Origin of the sequence: Deinococcus rubellus, from assembly GCF_025244745.1 — a bacterium.
GTDB lineage: Bacteria > Deinococcota > Deinococci > Deinococcales > Deinococcaceae > Deinococcus > Deinococcus rubellus.
The window spans coordinates 941287-956841 of sequence record NZ_CP104213.1; the positions used below are offsets into that span (position 1 = coordinate 941287).

General features: G+C 67.1%; 13 protein-coding genes. 7 read left to right on the forward strand and 6 right to left on the reverse strand.

Annotated elements, in window-relative coordinates:
- The first annotated feature begins 53 nt into the window (after positions 1-53).
- Both N0D28_RS04995 and N0D28_RS05000 read left to right on the forward strand, forming a co-directional pair.
- On the forward strand, positions 54-1847 hold the full coding sequence (locus tag N0D28_RS04995) for a PASTA domain-containing protein (protein WP_260561274.1): 1794 nt from the start codon (positions 54-56) through the stop codon (positions 1845-1847).
- Positions 1816-2994 (forward strand): cysteine desulfurase family protein, encoded by a 1179-nt coding sequence (locus N0D28_RS05000; protein ID WP_260561275.1) that lies wholly within the window; start codon positions 1816-1818, stop codon positions 2992-2994. The genes N0D28_RS04995 and N0D28_RS05000 overlap by 32 nt, the downstream gene beginning before the upstream one ends.
- A gap of 33 nt (positions 2995-3027) precedes the next feature.
- Here the strand turns inward: N0D28_RS05000 and N0D28_RS05005 are convergent, their stop codons facing one another.
- Entirely contained in the window at positions 3028-4146 is a 1119-nt protein-coding gene (locus N0D28_RS05005) for a GGDEF domain-containing protein (protein WP_260561276.1), read from the reverse strand.
- Positions 4147-4359: 213 nt separating this feature from the next.
- On the opposite strand from N0D28_RS05005, the gene N0D28_RS05010 reads away from it, so the two are divergent.
- The 3 genes from N0D28_RS05010 to N0D28_RS05020 are packed head-to-tail and all read left to right on the forward strand — an operon-like array spanning position 4360 to position 8047.
- Positions 4360-6210: an ABC transporter ATP-binding protein gene (locus tag N0D28_RS05010; RefSeq protein ID WP_260561277.1), complete on the forward strand. Its 1851-nt coding sequence runs from the start codon at positions 4360-4362 to the stop codon at positions 6208-6210.
- 45 nt (positions 6211-6255) lie between these two features.
- The gene (locus N0D28_RS05015) at positions 6256-6879 is read left to right on the forward strand and encodes a DsbA family protein (RefSeq protein ID WP_260561278.1); all 624 of its coding nucleotides are present in this window, start codon (positions 6256-6258) and stop codon (positions 6877-6879) included.
- Between the two features lie 4 nt (positions 6880-6883).
- Positions 6884-8047, forward strand: a complete 1164-nt coding sequence (locus tag N0D28_RS05020) for a VWA domain-containing protein (RefSeq protein ID WP_260561279.1) — start codon at positions 6884-6886, stop codon at positions 8045-8047.
- A 60-nt stretch (positions 8048-8107) separates the two neighbouring features.
- Here the strand turns inward: N0D28_RS05020 and N0D28_RS05025 are convergent, their stop codons facing one another.
- The 4 genes from N0D28_RS05025 to N0D28_RS05040 all read right to left on the reverse strand — a co-directional run bounded on the left by N0D28_RS05025 (position 8108) and on the right by N0D28_RS05040 (position 12830).
- Positions 8108-8899, reverse strand: coding sequence for a carbohydrate ABC transporter permease (locus tag N0D28_RS05025; protein WP_376777667.1), 792 nt, complete (start codon positions 8897-8899; stop codon positions 8108-8110).
- Between the two features lie 74 nt (positions 8900-8973).
- Entirely contained in the window at positions 8974-10089 is a 1116-nt protein-coding gene (locus N0D28_RS05030; protein ID WP_260561281.1) for a carbohydrate ABC transporter permease, read from the reverse strand.
- A gap of 129 nt (positions 10090-10218) precedes the next feature.
- The gene (locus N0D28_RS05035; RefSeq protein ID WP_260561282.1) at positions 10219-11466 is read right to left on the reverse strand and encodes an ABC transporter substrate-binding protein; all 1248 of its coding nucleotides are present in this window, start codon (positions 11464-11466) and stop codon (positions 10219-10221) included.
- Positions 11463-12830 carry an ROK family transcriptional regulator gene (locus N0D28_RS05040; RefSeq protein ID WP_260561283.1) on the reverse strand — a complete coding sequence of 456 codons (1368 nt, stop codon included), beginning with the start codon at positions 12828-12830 and terminating at the stop codon, positions 11463-11465. Before N0D28_RS05040 ends, N0D28_RS05035 begins: the two co-directional genes overlap by 4 nt.
- Positions 12831-13062: 232 nt before the next feature.
- On the opposite strand from N0D28_RS05040, the gene purU reads away from it, so the two are divergent.
- Complete coding sequence (gene purU / locus N0D28_RS05045) at positions 13063-13938, forward strand: formyltetrahydrofolate deformylase (RefSeq protein ID WP_260561284.1); 876 nt, start codon at positions 13063-13065, stop codon at positions 13936-13938.
- A gap of 73 nt (positions 13939-14011) precedes the next feature.
- A complete protein-coding gene (locus N0D28_RS05050; protein WP_260561285.1) occupies positions 14012-14905 on the forward strand; it encodes a DMT family transporter in 894 nt (297 codons plus the stop codon).
- On the opposite strand, the gene N0D28_RS05055 is transcribed toward N0D28_RS05050, so the two are convergent.
- The gene (locus N0D28_RS05055) at positions 14906-15493 is read right to left on the reverse strand and encodes a TetR/AcrR family transcriptional regulator (RefSeq protein ID WP_260561286.1); all 588 of its coding nucleotides are present in this window, start codon (positions 15491-15493) and stop codon (positions 14906-14908) included.
- Positions 15494-15555: the final 62 nt, after the last annotated feature.

Below are 15555 nucleotides of genomic sequence, written 5' to 3' on the forward strand. Positions count from 1 at the left end.
CCCAATCCAGATGAGCGGTCTCTGGGCGCGGCCCACTCTATACTTCGGTGCGAATGGCGCGGATAGACGGCAAATACGAAGTGGTAGAGGAGCGCTCGCAAAGCGGCGGCCAGACGATCTACAGCGTGCGGGCCGACGCGCTGCCGGGAGCTGAGGTCGGCGAACTGCTGCGGCTGTCGTGGTTCGAGGTCGCTGCGCCCGACGAGCGCAACGCCTTTCACCGCTACCGCACGGCCCTCAAGGCGCTGGCCCCGGCGGGCCTGGCCGACGTGGTGGCCCGCCCCGGTGCGTACTACGCCGTCTGGCGCGAGGTGCCGGGCACGCCGCTGGCGGCTTTTCAGATGCAGCCGGTCAAGAACGAGGCGGCGCTCAGCGCCCTGCGCGATCTGGCCGCCCGGCTGGCTGTCCAGGGTTTCGCGCTCATGGACGCCGACATCGTGATGGACGGAGACACACCCCAGATCGCTTTTCTGACGCCCGCGACCCGTACCCCGCAGGAGGCCGAGTCGCTGAGCGCGGCGGCACTGACCCCGATCAATCAGGGCAAGGTGCGCCGTCAGCGCCCGCCGCGCAGCGTCTGGACCTGGATACCGGGGCTGGCCTGCCTGGTGGGGGCGGCGTATTTCGGTGCCCAGGCTGCCCAGATTTACCTCAACCCGCCGGTGGCCGACGTGCCCGCCGTGCTGGGGCAACCGGCCCAGGCGGCGGCGGACAGGCTGGCGACCCTGGGTTACCGGGTGCAGTACGCCGAGGGGGATGAGCGCGGCGCGGCGCTGGGGGCCGTCATCGCCCAGGAACCCGGCGGCGGCAGCACCCTGCACCTGGGAAGGCTGATTACCCTGACCGTCAACAACCCCCCGACCCTGACGGTCCCGCGCTTGGAGGAGCAGACGCTCGATCAGGCCAAGGCGGCGCTGGGCGAGAACTTCCTCAAGCTGGGAAGCGTGTCCAGCGTGGACGGCGCGCTCAGCGGCACCCCCAAGGGCCGTGTGGTGGCCCAGTTGCCTGCCCCTGGCGCGGTGATCCGGCGCGGCCAGAGCGTGCGGCTGCTGATCAGCACCGGCGTCTCGGTGCAGCAGACCTGGCTGCCGGATCTGCGTGGCCTGCCGTTTGACGACGCCCGCGACCTGGTGCGCCGCGCCGGGCTGACGGTCACCACCGTCAAGCCGGAGAGCTCGGACTCGGCGCAAAACACCGTGCTGCGCCAGTCGCCCGCCGCCTTTACCAAGGTCGACAGCGGCTCGCCGGTGACGCTGGTGGTGGCCCAGACCCGCTACCAGGCCCCGGTGGTCAGCCCGCCGCCGCTGCCGGTGCCGCCGTTGCCACTGCCGCCCGCGTTGCCCACCCCCGACCAGACACCTGGCTCCGGCGGTGTGGACAGCGGCTCTCCGGCAGCACAGCCGGAATTCGCGCCGACCACGCCGGGCGACACCTCGCCCGCGACTCCAGTTCCCTCGACGCCGACCCCCTCAACGCCCACCGGCTCGCCGCCAGCCACCTCGACTCCAGTGGTGCCTGCCACGCCAGTTCCGGAGACGCCCACGACTCCGCCACCCACCAGCCCAACACCTGCCACGCCGGAGTCGCCAACGTCGACGACCCCTGCCGCGCCGCCGCCCACCGCCGTGCGGACCGTGCCGATGACCTACACTTTTCCCGGCAATCTGCCGGACGGCACCACGGAGATCGTGGTGCGCGATGAGGACGGCGAGCGGGTCATTCTGCCCGCCACAGACAGCGCCCAGCTCCGGGGCGCGGTGGCCCGGCGCGACGACGTGAGTGTGCGCGGCAACTACACCTTCACGGTGCGGGTCAATGGTCAGGACTACGCGACTTTCGGGCCGTGAGCGGCGGCAAGACCCGGTGATCTACCTCGATTACGCTGCCACCCACCCGCTGACCCCGCTGGCACTCGCGGCTTATCAGCGCGCCGCCGCCGTGCCGGGCAACCCGGCCAGCATTCACGTCGCCGGGCAGGCCGCCCGCGAATTGCTGGAGGAAGGTCGGGCAGCAGCGGCGGCGGCGCTGGGGGTCTCGCCGCTGACCCTCACGGCGCTCAGCGGCGGCACCGAGGCCGACAACCAGGTGCTGCTCGGCAGCTTTCCTGAAGCCTGGGAAGGAGGCGGCCAGGGCCACCTGATTACCTCCAGCATCGAGCATTCGGCAGTGCTGGCTCCGGCCAGGGCGCTGGCGGCGCGCGGGGTGGCCGTCACCTTTCTCGAACCGCAGCCCGGTGGCCTGATTGATCCGCAGCAACTCCGTGAGGCGCTGCGCCCCGGTACCCGGCTGGTCAGTCTGCACCATGCCAACAACGAGATCGGCGCGCTGCAAGACGTCGCCGCGCTGGCCGAGGTGGCCCACACGGGCGGCGCGAAGTTTCACACCGACGCGGTGCAGTCGCCGGGCGTCGCGGCGCTCGACTTGCTGGGCTGGGGCGTGGACTACGCCAGCTTCAGCGCCCACAAATGGGGCGGGCCGCTGGGGGTGGGCCTGCTGTATGTCCGGCGCGGCCTCGAATTGCCGCCGCTGCTGCTGGGCGGCGGGCAGGAGCGCGGCCTGCGCAGCGGTACCCAGAACGCGCCGGGCCTCTACGCGGCGGGCCTGAGTCTGCAAGCGGCGGTGGCAGCCCAGCCGCAGACGCACGCCCATCTGCGCGCCCTCAACGACCAGCTCACGGCGCGGCTCTCGGGCGAGGCGGACCTGCACGCCAACCACACCCCGGCGGGCAGCCCCAAGGTGGCCTCGTTCACGGCGCAGGGCGCAGACGGCGAGGCGCTGCTGATGAATCTGGATTTCGCCGGGGTGTGCGTCTCGGCGGGCAGCGCCTGCTCGGCGGGCACCATGCAGCCCAGCCACGTGCTCCTGGCGCTGGGCCTGAATGACGCTGACGCCCTCGCCACCGTGCGCCTGAGTTTCGGGGCCGCGACCACCCCGCAAGAAGTTGAGGCGGCGGCCTCGGCGCTGGTTGCGGCGGCCAGGGCCAGCCGTCTGTGAGTCTTTGGGTGGCCCACTCACTGGCCCGGCAGTTCAACCGAATCTGGTTTTTCGGGGGTCGCTGAGATGGATCAGCGGGTCGGGTCCGTCGCCCGCTGCCCGCACCTGGTTGCGTCCGCTGGCCTTGGCCTGGCGTAGCGCCAGATCGGCGATTTCCAGCACCTGCTCATGTGGGCTGTGTCCGCCCTCAGCGGCGGTCTGGGCCACACCGAACGAGGCGGTTACTGGCCCCGACGCGAAGCTGTAGGCGGCCAGGTTGCTGCGGGCGCGCTCGGCGGCAGCGCGGGCCGCCTCGGCGCTGACATTCGGCAGGATCATCAGAAATTCCTCGCCGCCCCAGCGTGCCAGTAAATTTGGCGCAGCGAGGTGCTGCCCGCACAGCTGCGCGGTCTGGGTCAGCACCATATCGCCCTCGGCGTGGCCGTAGCGGTCATTGACCTGCTTGAAGTAGTCGAGGTCGAACAGCACCAGGGCGTAGGGCTGCTGCCCGCTGTCCAGCCGGTCGAGCAGGCTCTGTGCAGCGCGGCGGTTGGGCAGGCCGGTGAGGGTGTCCACGTAGGCCAGGCGGCGCATGTCCTCGTACTGCTGCCGGGCGCTGCCCACCACATACTGAACCAGCGCAATCAATATGCCCGAGAGAAAGAACTGAGCGAGCGAGGCCAGCAGCCGGTCACCGAGTCGCCCGCTCTGCCACAGCGGCACCGTCTGGGCAAAGGTGATCAGCAGCGTGAGGCCGATCTGGGTGCCTACCACCTGCGCTGCCCGCCGGGGCGTCCAGAGAATAAACGCCATCATGTAGAGCACCGGAAACCACAGCACGCCCTCGCTGAGCATCCCGTACCTGGGTACGAACGAGGAAAACTGATGATAAAAGAGTGCCAGCAGGTACGCGCTGCACACCCCATATGTCAGGTTGAGCGCCCGTTCGAGCTTAAGCCAGTGCCGCCGCAGACTCAGTTCCAGGCCCAGCATCAGCACCGCGATCAGTGGCAGGGCCATTTTGTCGAGCGGGTCAACGTTGCCGCGCTGAAACACGAGGGCCAGCAGCGCTGCCAGCGCGCTGAGTGGAGCCAGCAAGCCGAACCCCTGCCGCCGCAGCAGGTTGAGGGTTTCAAGTGGCACGCCCGGCTTCGGCTTCTGGAGGCGGAACATAGCTGAAAGTCATTCTAAGCGATTGGCTTCACATAAAACGAAATCTGCCGCCTTTTTGTGAAGCTGCCCTGAGTTAAGAGGGCAGTGCCTGCGCGTCTTCAAAGAGGAGATTATTTTCAAAGATTGACAGAAACGGGTACCTATTTTCACGAATCTGAACGGTACTGCTTTGGGCAGGTCAATACCGGGCACCGCTTGGCGCTACCCTGGAGCATGTTCTCGCGTCCCGCTGCCCGCTCTTCCGCTCCAGACGATCCGCAGGCTTCCCGCCCTGATCCGGCCAGCTTGCTGCGGCTGCTGCGCTACGTCCGGCCTTACCTGGGCTGGCTGCTGCTGGGCATTCTGACGACCCTGCTCTCAGCGGGCCTGAGCCTGGTGTTCCCCAAACTGTTCGGCAACCTGATCGACGCCTCGTTTCTCAAGCGCGCGCCGGGCGGGGTGGCCGACACCGGGCCGCTCGATAGGATCGTGCTGCTGCTGCTGGGCGTCTTCGCGGTGGTGGCGGTGTTTACCGCGCTGCAAACCTTTCTGATCTCGCGGGTGGGCGTGCGGGTGGTGGCCGATCTGCGCCGGGCGGTGTTCGCGCACCTGCTGAGCCTCAGCCCGCGCTTTTTCGCCTCGCGGCGTACCGGCGAACTCACCAGTCGCCTCACCAGCGACGTGTCCACCGTGCAGACGGTGGTGAGCAGCGCCCTGGCGCAACTCCTCAGTCAGATCGTCACCCTGATCGGCGGCGTCACGCTGATGGTGCTGACCAGTTTCCGGTTGAGCCTGTTTACCCTGGGCGTCATTCCGCTGATCATCGGCACGGCCATCGTGATCGGCCTGCGAATTCGCCGGGCGGCCCGTGACGTGCAGGACAAAGTGGCTGCCGCCAACGCCAGCGCCGAGGAGGCCATCAGTGGCGTGCGGGTGGTGCAGAGTTTCACCGCCGAGGATCTGGAGCGCGGGCGCTACGGCCAGGGCGTCGAGGCCTCGTTTCAGGCGTCGCTGCGGCGCATCCGGCTCTCGTCGTCGCTGGCGGGCATCATGACCTTTCTGGCGTTCGGCAGCCTGGCTGGGGTGCTGTGGTACGGCGGACGGCAGGTGCTGGGCGGCGAGTTGACACCGGGCAAGCTGGTGAGTTTTCTGTTTTACGCCCTGCAAGTCGGCCTCGGCGTGGGCGGCCTGACCGGCGTCTTTTCTCAGGTGCAGGAAGCGCTGGGGGCGTCCTCGCGCCTGTTCGAGCTGCTCGATACCCGCAGCGATTTGCCGCTGCCCGCCGTACCCACCCCACTGTGCCGCCTCAGCGGGCGGGTGCGTTTCGAGGACGTGTCGTTCGGGTACGGTGACGAGGTGGGAGGGCCGACCCTCTCCGGCCTCGATCTGGACGTGTTGCCGGGGCAGACGGTGGCGCTGGTCGGGCCAAGCGGGGCTGGGAAGTCCACCCTGGTCAGCTTGCTGCCGCGCTTCTACGACGTGACCGGCGGCGCGCTGACGGTGGACGGGGTGGATGTGCGCCAGGCTGATCTGGAGGAGCTGCGCGCCCAGGTGGGACTGGTGCCGCAGGAAACATTGCTGTTTTCCGGCAGCGTGGCCGAGAACATCCTGTATGGACGCCAGGACGCCGACCCGCAGGAAGTCAGGGCAGCGGCGCGGGCCGCCAACGCCGAGGAGTTCATTCTGAAGTTGCCGCAGGGGTTTGACACGGCGGTGGGCGAGCGCGGCGTCAAGCTGTCGGGCGGGCAGCGCCAGCGCGTCGCCATTGCCAGGGCCATATTGAAAAATCCCCGCGTCCTGATTCTGGACGAGGCCACCAGCGCCCTGGACAACGAATCGGAAGCGCTGGTGCAGGACGCCCTGGAAAAGCTGATGGTGGGCCGCACGACCTTCGTCATCGCCCACCGCCTTAGCACCATTCGCGGCGCGGACCTGATCGTGGTGATGGACGCCGGACGCATCGTGCAGCGCGGCACGCATGCTGAGCTGCTCGCCGAGGGCGGCCTCTACAAAGACCTCTACGAGTTGCAGTTTCGCGCCGAGGACCGTCCGGTACGGATGCAGGCGGCGCTGCCGGGGGCCTGACCCGGCTTGCAATTGGCGGGTGGGTGTGCGTGTTAGCCTCCCGGCATGACGCCCACCACCATCTACTTCGATTTCCTGTGCCCCTACGCCTGGCGCGGCCTAGAGCTGGCCGACGTGCTGCGTCGAGATCACGCCCAGACCTTTGAGCTGCGCCACTTCAGTCTGGTGCAGGGCAACCATCCCGAGAACGCTGCCAGCCGCCATGTGCCGATATGGTGGCTGACCGATCAGGCGTCGGATGGGGGCAGCGCTGCGCAGTCGGGCAGCCTGCGGGCTTTCCTGGCCGATCAGGCGGCGGCAAAGCAGGGCGAGGAGGCGAGGTGGGCCTTCGCGCTCGCGCTGTTCCGGGCGGTTCATCAGGGAAAGGCCGAGCTGAACGAGGCCACCCTCCAGGCGGCGGCGCAGACGGCGGGGCTGGATCTGGCCCGCTTCGACACAGACCGTCAGGACGACCAGAGCCGCGCCGATCTCCGGGCTGATCTGGCTGCTGCTGCCGAGCTGGGCGTCTTCGGCACGCCGACCTTCGTGCTGCCGCAGGGCCACGCCGCCTATTTCCGTTTCGCCAACCTGGTGCCGCCGCAACAGGCGCTGGACACCTATCAGCTCTACGTGTCGGTGCTGGAAAGTGACGCCCGCATCGAGACCGTCAAGCGGGCCAAGCGCGCCTGAAGCCGTGACCCGAGCGCTGCTGCCGGACCTCACGACCTTCGCGGTCCACCTGCGCCGCGCCGGGTTCAGCGTCGGCCCCGGCGACCTCGCGGACGCGCTGCGGGCCGCCGAGGGGCTGGGGCTGCTGGATTTCGGTGTGCTGGAAGCCGCCTGGGGTGTCATTTTCGCCCGGACCCGCGAGCAGGCGAAGGCTTTCCCAGTTCTCTTCCGGGCGTATTTCCCGACGCCCCCCGACGCGCCCGAGCGGCCCAGTCCCGATCCGGCCAGAAACGAGACCGAGCCGACTGAGCCGCCCACTGAGAGCGCTGAAGACGCGGATGAGGATGCCGAGAGCTTGGCCGAATCTTCTGTCGCGGGAAGTGAGCGCCCCACGCCGGGCGAGGATGCACCAGACGAAGCGGACGAACCGGGCCAGCTCCTTCAGACCCGCCTGAGTCCGCACGCCGGGCAGGGTGCGCCACCCCGCCTGGCCCTGGGCGAGACGGCGCTGTACGCCGAGGCGGCCCGCGCCCTGCTGGGCGGTGTGCGGCTGGGCCGCTCGCGGCGGCGGCGGGTGGGGATGAGCGGCCCCCAGGTGGACGTGCGCGCCACCCTGCAAGCCGCCCGCCGCACCGGGGGCGAGCCGCTCAACCTGCGCTACCGCCTGCGCCCGCCCCGCCCGCCGCGCGTGCTGCTGCTGCTCGACGGCAGCCGCAGCATGGCCCCTTACGCTGCACTCCTGCTGCGCTACGCTGCCGCACTCTCGGCCCGCAGCCGCAAGGTCGAGGTGTATTCGTTCAGCACCTCGCTGGAGCGCCTGACTCCCCTGCTGCGCGCCGGGCTGGGTGCCAGCAGCGGCGAGAGCTGGGGCGGCGGCACCCGCATCGGCGAGAATCTGGCGCGGCTGCTGCGGCTGGGCCGCGCCCACCTGCGTCCCGACACCCTGCTGGTGATTCTGAGTGACGGCCTGGACACCGGGGAGCCGCCGCAACTCGTGGAAGCGCTGAAAAAGCTGCGCGCCCGCGTCGGCGGTGTGGTCTGGCTCAACCCGCTGGCGGCCCAGACCGGCTACCTGCCGCTGGCACGCGGGATGGCGGCGGCGCTGCCCCACCTCGATGTGTTCGCGGGTGTGGATGGGGTGGGGGATTTGCTGGCGCTGCCCGGTCAGGTGCGGCGGGCCTTGCGCTGAAATGATAGGAAAACGGCCCGCCATCCGAAGACAGCGGGCCGTTTTGAATGGGGAAGAGCTTCAGCCCTTGACGCTGCCCGCCAGCAGACCGCGTACGAAATAGCGGCCCAGCACGATGTAGACCAGCAGGGTCGGGATGGCCGCCAGAATCGCGCCCGCCATCGGCAGGTTCCACGACACCGCCTGTCCGCCCGCCAGTTGCGAGAGAGCGTAGGTCACCGGCTGGCTGCCGGACGAGGTGAGCGTGGCCGCAAACAGAAACTCGTTCCAGACCTGGGTGAACTGCCAGATGATGACCACCACGAAGCCGGGAATGCTGATGGGGAAAATGACCCTGGCGTAAATGCCCCAGAAGCCCGCGCCGTCGATGGTGGCCGCCTCCACCAGCGCGTCCGGCACGTCGGCGTAGAAGTTGCGGAAGATCAGGGTGGTGATCGGAATGCCGTAGACGACGTGCGCCAGGATCAGGCCCCAGATGCTGCCGTACAGCCCCAGCGACTTGATGAACTGAAACAGCGGAATCAGCACCGATTGGTAGGGGATGAACATGCCAAACAGCATCAGCGCGAACAGGGTATTCGCGCCCTTGAATCTCCACTTGCTCAGCGCGTAGCCGTTGAGGCTGCCCAGCATGGCGCTGATGGCGGTGGCGACGACCGCCAGAAAGAGGCTGTTGCCCATGTTGCCGCCGACCTTGGCCCAGGCATCCGAGAAGCTGGCCCAGTTCAGAAATTTGGGCAGTTGCCAGGTGGTCGCCAGGTTGATGGCGTCGGGCGTCTTGAAGGCGGTCACGACCAGCAGGTAGATCGGCAGCAGGAAAAACAGCGCAGCGATGACCAGGCCTAGATACATCAAGACCCTGGACAGCGAGAAGCGCGCCGATTTGTGGACGCTGGGCACACTGGCCGAACTCAGCGGCGTGCTGGTCATGCGTGGCCCTCCTGGCTGCGGAACTGGCTGGCGAGGTAGGGAATGATGATGATGGCCACCAGCAGCAGCAGCACCGTGCCGATGGCCGCGCCGACCGCCAGCGCATTTTGCCGGAAGGACGTGATGTACATTAGCAGGGCTGGAACGTCGGTGGGACCGTTGTCGGGGCCAGTCATGGCGAACACCAGATCAAAGATCTTGAGGCTGATGTGGCCGAGAATGATCATGGCCGACAGGGTAATCGGTGCCAGCAGCGGAAAGATCACGTGGCGGTAGGTGTTCCACTCGGTGGCCCCGTCCACCCGTGAGGCCTCGCGTAACTCCTCGGGAATGCCGCGCAGCCCAGCCAGGTACAGCGCCATGGTGTAGCCGCTCATCTGCCAGATGGCGGCGATGATAATGCCGATAAAGGCGATGTTGAAGCCGTGCAGCTCGGGTGCGGGAAGGAGTTTTACATTCGGCCCGATAACAAATGCCCAGAGTAGCAGCAGCGCCGCGCAGCCCAGGGCCACCCACATGCGGGTGCGCTGAGCGTTTCGCAGCGCCTGCCAGCCGGTCCACAGCAAGATGAGGCCCACCAGGACAGCCGTCACCAGCGGGATCTTGTTCCAGTCGAAGCTCCACACCGAATCCCGACTGGTCAGCCAGCCGTTGCTGGCCGGATTGAGGTGAAAGAGCTGGTTGAGGCCACCCTGGGGTTGCAGCATCCAGCGCCAGATGGTGCCGGTGACGATAAACGACAGGCTCATCGGAAACAGGAAAATGGTGCGCCACAGCCCCTCGGCCTTGGGGTTGCGGTCGAGGAGCAGTGCCATCGCCAGCCCCAGCCCCAGGCATCCAGCGATAAAAAAGATGGTGAAAAATAAGGTGCTGACCAGATCCTGCCGGAAGCGGACGTTGAGGCCGCTGGTAAACAGGTCGTGGTAATTTTGCAGCCCGATAAAGCGGATGATTGGCGTGAGGCTGAACGCCTGGGCCGGATCGTTGCCCCAGTCAGTCAGGCTGGTGTAGGCCGTGCGGAAGATAAAGCCGTAAACGAAGATCGCCAGCAAGATGATCGACGGCGTGAGCACCGCAATCGCCCACAGGCGGTCAGTGGACAGGCGTTTCAATGTCGCCCTCCTTTCAGGGCGAGAGACGGCACTGGGGTCGCCGTCTCTCGGAAAGTGATGCGGGTTGTCAACTGGCGGTCATGCAGTTGGGGAGCGCGCCGCGCCGGGCAACGCACCCAAGCTCAGGCTTTACATCCCGATGCGCGACTTGTCGGCCAGATCCTGTGACGACTGGGCGGCGGCCCTGGCGTCGTGGTTGCTGACAAAGGCGTCGTTGATGCTGCCAAAGCCGCTGGTAAAGCTCTCGGGGGCGGCTGCGCCGTGAACCATGCTGCCGACGATGGTGTTCTTCTTCCAGTCGCTGGCCGCCGACTGCGAGTACGCGCCGTACTTGCTCAGGTCGGAATCGGTGCGGGCGGCGATGCTGCCCTTGAGCGGGTTGAAGGTGTCCTGGCCCTGCTTGCTGCCCAGCAGCTTGAGCCAGTTGATGACCTCGGGGCGGTCCTTGGCTCCCTTGGGCAGCCCGAAGCTGTCGGCCAGCATGATGAAGGTGCCGCTGGTGCTGGGGCTGGGGCTCCAGGCAAAATCGGTGCCGGGCTTGAGCTTCTTGGTGGTGGTCATATAGCCAGCGGCCCAGTCACCCATGATATTGAAGGCGGCCTGGCCCGCGAGCATGCGGTCGGTGGCCTGCTGCCAGCTCAGGCCGCTGGCGTCCTTGTTGGCGCAGTCGAGAACGTTGCCGTACATCGAGAAGGTAGACACGACTTTGGGATCGGTGAACTTGAGTTTGCCGCTCCACAGGTCGTTCCAACCCTTCGGTCCCAGCATGGCAGTGGCAATAGACTCCCAGATCATCTGCTGGGTCCAGTTCTCGCCCATCACGAGGGGCGTGGCCACGCCCTTGGCCTTCAGGGTGGTGCAGGCGGTGAGCATATCGTGCCAGGTCTTTGGCGCACTCACGCCCCACTTCTTCAGGTTGGCCGGGACGTACCACATCACGTTGGAGCGGTGAACGTCCACCGGTACGCTGTAGATGCCGCCCTTGTAGGAGATCAGGTCAATGACGGCTTTGGGAAATTTGTTATTCCAGCCCTCGGACTTGTAGAGACTGCTCAGGTCTTCCATCCGGTTGGCGACCACCCAGGTGCCGGTGAGCTCCTGTCCGGCGTGCGCCTGGAAGCTGTCGGGCGGATCGCCGCCGAGCATACGGGTTTTCAGCACGGCCTTGGCGTTGGTGCCCGCGCCGCCCGTGACGGTGGCGTTGTCCACCTTGACGGCCGGGTACTTGGCCTCGTAGAGCTTGATCAGGGCGGCCAGGGCGGGGCCCTCGTCACCGGCCCACCACGAGAAGATCTCGATCTTATTGGCGGCGAGGGCCTGGGCGGTGAGGCCGAGGGCGGCGGTGATCACGAGGGCGTTCTTGATGCTTTTTTTCATACCACTCCTTTAGAGGAAGCGCTGGGCGCTTCGGGAAAATGCGGGGTCAGGCGGGGCGGGCGAATCGGCAGGTCAGGCGGTGCCCGGCTGGCGCTGGCAGGATGCTGCTCGGCGTTGCGGCGCGACACCTGGCCCAGGTGCAGCAAGCCGCGCGGCGTCAGCAGTTCGCCCAGCAGCATGGCCCCCACGCCCAGTACGCCCACATCGGCTCCGAGCTGCGAGTAGTCAATATGGACGTGGGCGTGGTTGATCTGCATGGTGCGCAGCGCGGCGCTCTCACGCACGGCGCTCAGCAGCGCCTCGCCCGCCTGGGTCAGCCGCCCGCCCAGTACCACCGCGCCGGGGTTAAACAGGTTGAGCGCCGTGGAGATGGCGACCCCCAGGTGGTGGCCGACCTCGCGCCACAGCTCCCGGACCAGCACGTCGTCCGGCGAGGCGAACAGATCACTCAGGGTAAAGCGCTCGGGCAGACCAGTGATCTGTCCGGCAGCGCGGCGCTCGGCGGCCAGCGGCAGCAGTACCTGTGCCGCCGCGTAGCTCTCCAGCGAGCCGGGACCGCCGCTGCGGCCCACCGGCCCCTGCTCGTTGATGGCGATGTGGCCGATCTCGCCCGCGCCGCCGCACGATCCCCGGTAGAGTTGCCCGCCGCAGATGATGCCCGCACCGATGCCGGTGGCGAGCTTGAGGTACAGCAGGTCCGGCTGACCTTGGTGGGCACCGAAGCGGTGCTCGGCCAGCACGCCCAGATTGGCATCGTTCTCGACCAGCGTGGGCAGCCCCAGTCGCGCGCCGAGTTCGCTCGCCACAGCGACCCCGTTCCAGCCGGGAATGTGCTGGGCCATGACCTGCCCGCTGCTGAGGTCCACTGGCCCCGGCACACTGACCCCCGCCAGCGCCACCTGCGCCTGGCTGACGCCCGCATCTCTGAGCACCGCCCGGCTCAGTTTGACGATGCGGGCGTAGGTGGCCTGCGGCCCGGCGGTCACGTCGTGCGGAATCTGACGGCTGGCCAGCGGCTGGCAGCGCAGATCGAGCAGGTCCACCCGCAGGTGACTGGCCCCCAGGTCCACCGCCAGCAGGAAAGCAGCCTGGGCGTTGAGTGATAGCAGGGTGGCCCGCCGTCCCGTCTGGGGCCGTCCAGTCTGAGAGCCGCTCTGGCCCGCCCGCACGCCGCTTTCCTGCACCAGCCCCGCTTCCAGAAGCTCGCTGACCAGTGACGACACCGCGCTGCGCGACAGGTGCAGTTCGCGCGCCAGATCCACCCGTGCCAGATCACCCGTCCACAACCGCGAGAGCAGTTGCAGCAGGTGGCGGCTGCGAATGGCCGCCTGATCGAAGGCGACGTGTTCGGTGGACGGCGTCATAGGGATAAACACTCCTGAAGGCGGTGCTAGAGGGCCTGGAACAGATCGGAGGAACGGTCTAGATGAGAAGTTGTGAAACTTTCATGAAGTTACACGTTCAGGTTTTGTTTGTCAACCGGACGAACTAACCCCCCCCACTGGAATTAGCTTCAAGAATTCAGGTCAGTGCAGGCCGGCGTTCAGGGCCGCGTGCCGGGCGGTAAAAGCGCACTTTGAGCTACACTCAGCCGATATGACGCTGGACCTCGACCCCCGCCACACCGCCCGATTGACCATCAGTTGCCCGGACCGTAAGGGCATCGTGGCGGCGGTGTCGCAGTTTCTGCACAACCACGGTGCGAACATCATCCACTCTGACCAGCACTCCACCGATCCCCAGGGCGGGCAGTTCTTTATGCGGATGGAGTTTCACCTTGACGGTCTGGACCTTGCCAAAGAGCAGTTCGAGCGGGCGTTCGGTCAGGTGGTGGCCGAGCCGTTCGAAATGAACTGGCGGGTTTGGTACACCGCCCAGCCCAAGCGCATGGGCATCATGGTCAGCAAGTACGACCACTGTTTTCTGGATTTGCTGGTTCGCAAGCGCCGGGGCGAACTCGATGTGGAGATTCCGCTGGTCATCAGTAACCACGACGCCCTGCGCGGCGACGCGGAGATGTTCGGCGTGCCGTTTGCCCAGGTCAAGGTGACCAAAGAGACCAAGGCCGAGGCCGAGCAGGAGCAGATTCGCCTCTTTCACGAGGCGGGCGTGGACTTCGTGGTGTTGGCGCGCTACATGCAGATTCTGTCGGGCGAGCTGCTGCGCGGGCTGAGGGTGCCGGTCATCAATATCCACCACTCGTTTCTGCCCGCTTTCGTCGGGGCCAATCCTTACCGGGCGGCGTTTCAGCGCGGCGTCAAGCTGGTGGGGGCCACCGCCCACTACGTCACCGAGGAACTCGACGCCGGGCCGATCATCGAGCAGGACGTGGCCCGCGTGACCCACCGCGAGACGCCCGACACCCTGATGCGGCTGGGACGCGATGTGGAGCGCCAGGTGCTGGCCCGCGCCGTCAAGGCCCACGTGGAAGACCGGGTGCTGGTGTCGGGCAACAAGACGGTGGTGTTCTGAGCAGCTGCCGGGTGTTGAGCGGCGGGCTGAGTCTGTTGGCGCTGAATCCGGTGGCCTATTTCTCCGGCCCTCGGTGATCGTCCTCGCTTACACCGGGGTCATTCTCACGGTGCTGATCTGGGGCGGCAATGTGGTGGCCGTCAAGGTGCTCCTCAACTCGTTTACTCAGGCCCAGACCATCGGTCTGCGCCTGGGAGTGGCGTCCATTGTCTTGCTGGGGCTGGCGCTGTGGCGGGGCGGCTGGCCGCGCTGGAGTTTCCGGGACTGGCTGTGGGTCGCGGGTGCGGGGCTACTCGGCACGACCCTGTTTCAGAACTTCTCGGTGGCGGGCATCCACCGCTCACCTGCCGGGATTTCCGGGCTGGCCAACGCGGTGGTGCCGATTGTGGTGGTGCTGCTCGGCGGTCTGGTGGGCCAGCGGCCCAGTCGCCCGCAGGTCATGGGCGTGCTGATCTCGCTCGGCGGCATGCTGTGGCTGTTCGGACAGACCCTGGAGCCGGGCAGTTCGCTCAGTCTGACGGGGCTGGGGTTTCTGGGGTTGTCGGCGCTGGCCTGGGCTCTCTATACCCTGGCCAACCGGCCCCTGGTGGCGCGGCTGGGGCTGCTCCCGTTCGTCGGGTTCGCCACCCTGATCGGCACCCTGCCGCTGATCGTCCCGGTGCTGCCCACGTTGGGCCAGCTGTCCGCGCCGCTGTGGGCCTGGGGGCTGGCCGCGCTGTCGGGGCTGCTCGCCAACGTGTTCGCCTACCTGGCTTGGGCCAACGGCGCTCAGGTGCTGGGCGCGGCCCGCACCAGCATCTGGCAGAATCTCTCGCCGCTGCTGGGGTTCGCGCTGGCGATCTGGCTGCTGGGTGAGCGGTTTACCTCCGGCGAGCTGGGCGCGGCGGCGCTGACCTTGCTGGGCGTGCTGGTTGCCAACTGGCCGGTGCGGGCGAGGAAAGCCGTGATGGAGACGGCAGGCCAGTAGTCAAGGCGGCCCGATGAGCTGGCGAACGCGGCCCTCGACGGCTGTCCAAGCGGCACCTGGCGTGATCTGTCCCAGCAGCAGGTGAAGATTCAGGCCGTCAATCAACGCCTGAATCTCGCAGGCAGCGGTTTCTGGCGTTTGATGACGCAGCCAGCCCAGCCGCGAGAACCCTTCAAAAATGTGCCGAAGAGCTTCATTCAGCGCCTGATACGCCACGCCCTGGGTATCGGCGATGCCCGGATCGCTGACACTCAGCCCGACAAAGGCCAGCCAGACCTGAGACTCGGCGCGGCGCTCGTCGTCCAGCGGCAAGACTTCCCACACCAACTTCAGAAAGTCGCTCAGCGGGTCGTCCGTTGGGGAGATGCCCTGGAACCGGGCTTCGATCCGCCGGGCCATGTGTTCGGCGGCAAAAGTCAGGACCGCTTCCCGGTGCGGCAAGTAGTGCCGGATCGCCCCGCTCGACCAGCCGGACCGCACCGTGATCAGGCGCAGATTGACGCCCTCTACGCCGTGCTCGCGGATGAGTGCCCAGACGGTTTCGGCCAGTTCGCGGCGGCGCTGATCGTGATCGACGATGCGGGGCATTTTGCCTTTTTAGCACGGGCGTGCTATTGAGTGCTGAGGTTTTAGCGAGTGCTCGCTAAAAA

Excerpts from the sequence above, each read along its gene's own strand:
- N0D28_RS05055 (WP_260561286.1), bottom strand. The coding sequence starts at position 15,493 with ATGCCCCGCATCGTCGATCACGATCAGCGCCGCCGCGAACTGGCCGAA.
- N0D28_RS05035 (WP_260561282.1), bottom strand. The coding sequence starts at position 11,466 with ATGAAAAAAAGCATCAAGAACGCCCTCGTGATCACCGCCGCCCTCGGC.
- N0D28_RS05005 (WP_260561276.1), bottom strand. The coding sequence starts at position 4,146 with ATGTTCCGCCTCCAGAAGCCGAAGCCGGGCGTGCCACTTGAAACCCTC.
- N0D28_RS05000 (WP_260561275.1), top strand. The coding sequence starts at position 1,816 with ATGGTCAGGACTACGCGACTTTCGGGCCGTGAGCGGCGGCAAGACCCG.
- N0D28_RS05015 (WP_260561278.1), top strand. The coding sequence starts at position 6,256 with ATGACGCCCACCACCATCTACTTCGATTTCCTGTGCCCCTACGCCTGG.
- N0D28_RS05040 (WP_260561283.1), bottom strand. The coding sequence starts at position 12,830 with ATGACGCCGTCCACCGAACACGTCGCCTTCGATCAGGCGGCCATTCGC.
- N0D28_RS04995 (WP_260561274.1), top strand. The coding sequence starts at position 54 with ATGGCGCGGATAGACGGCAAATACGAAGTGGTAGAGGAGCGCTCGCAA.
- N0D28_RS05025 (WP_376777667.1), bottom strand. The coding sequence starts at position 8,899 with ATGTATCTAGGCCTGGTCATCGCTGCGCTGTTTTTCCTGCTGCCGATC.
- purU (WP_260561284.1), top strand. The coding sequence starts at position 13,063 with ATGACGCTGGACCTCGACCCCCGCCACACCGCCCGATTGACCATCAGT.
- N0D28_RS05010 (WP_260561277.1), top strand. The coding sequence starts at position 4,360 with ATGTTCTCGCGTCCCGCTGCCCGCTCTTCCGCTCCAGACGATCCGCAG.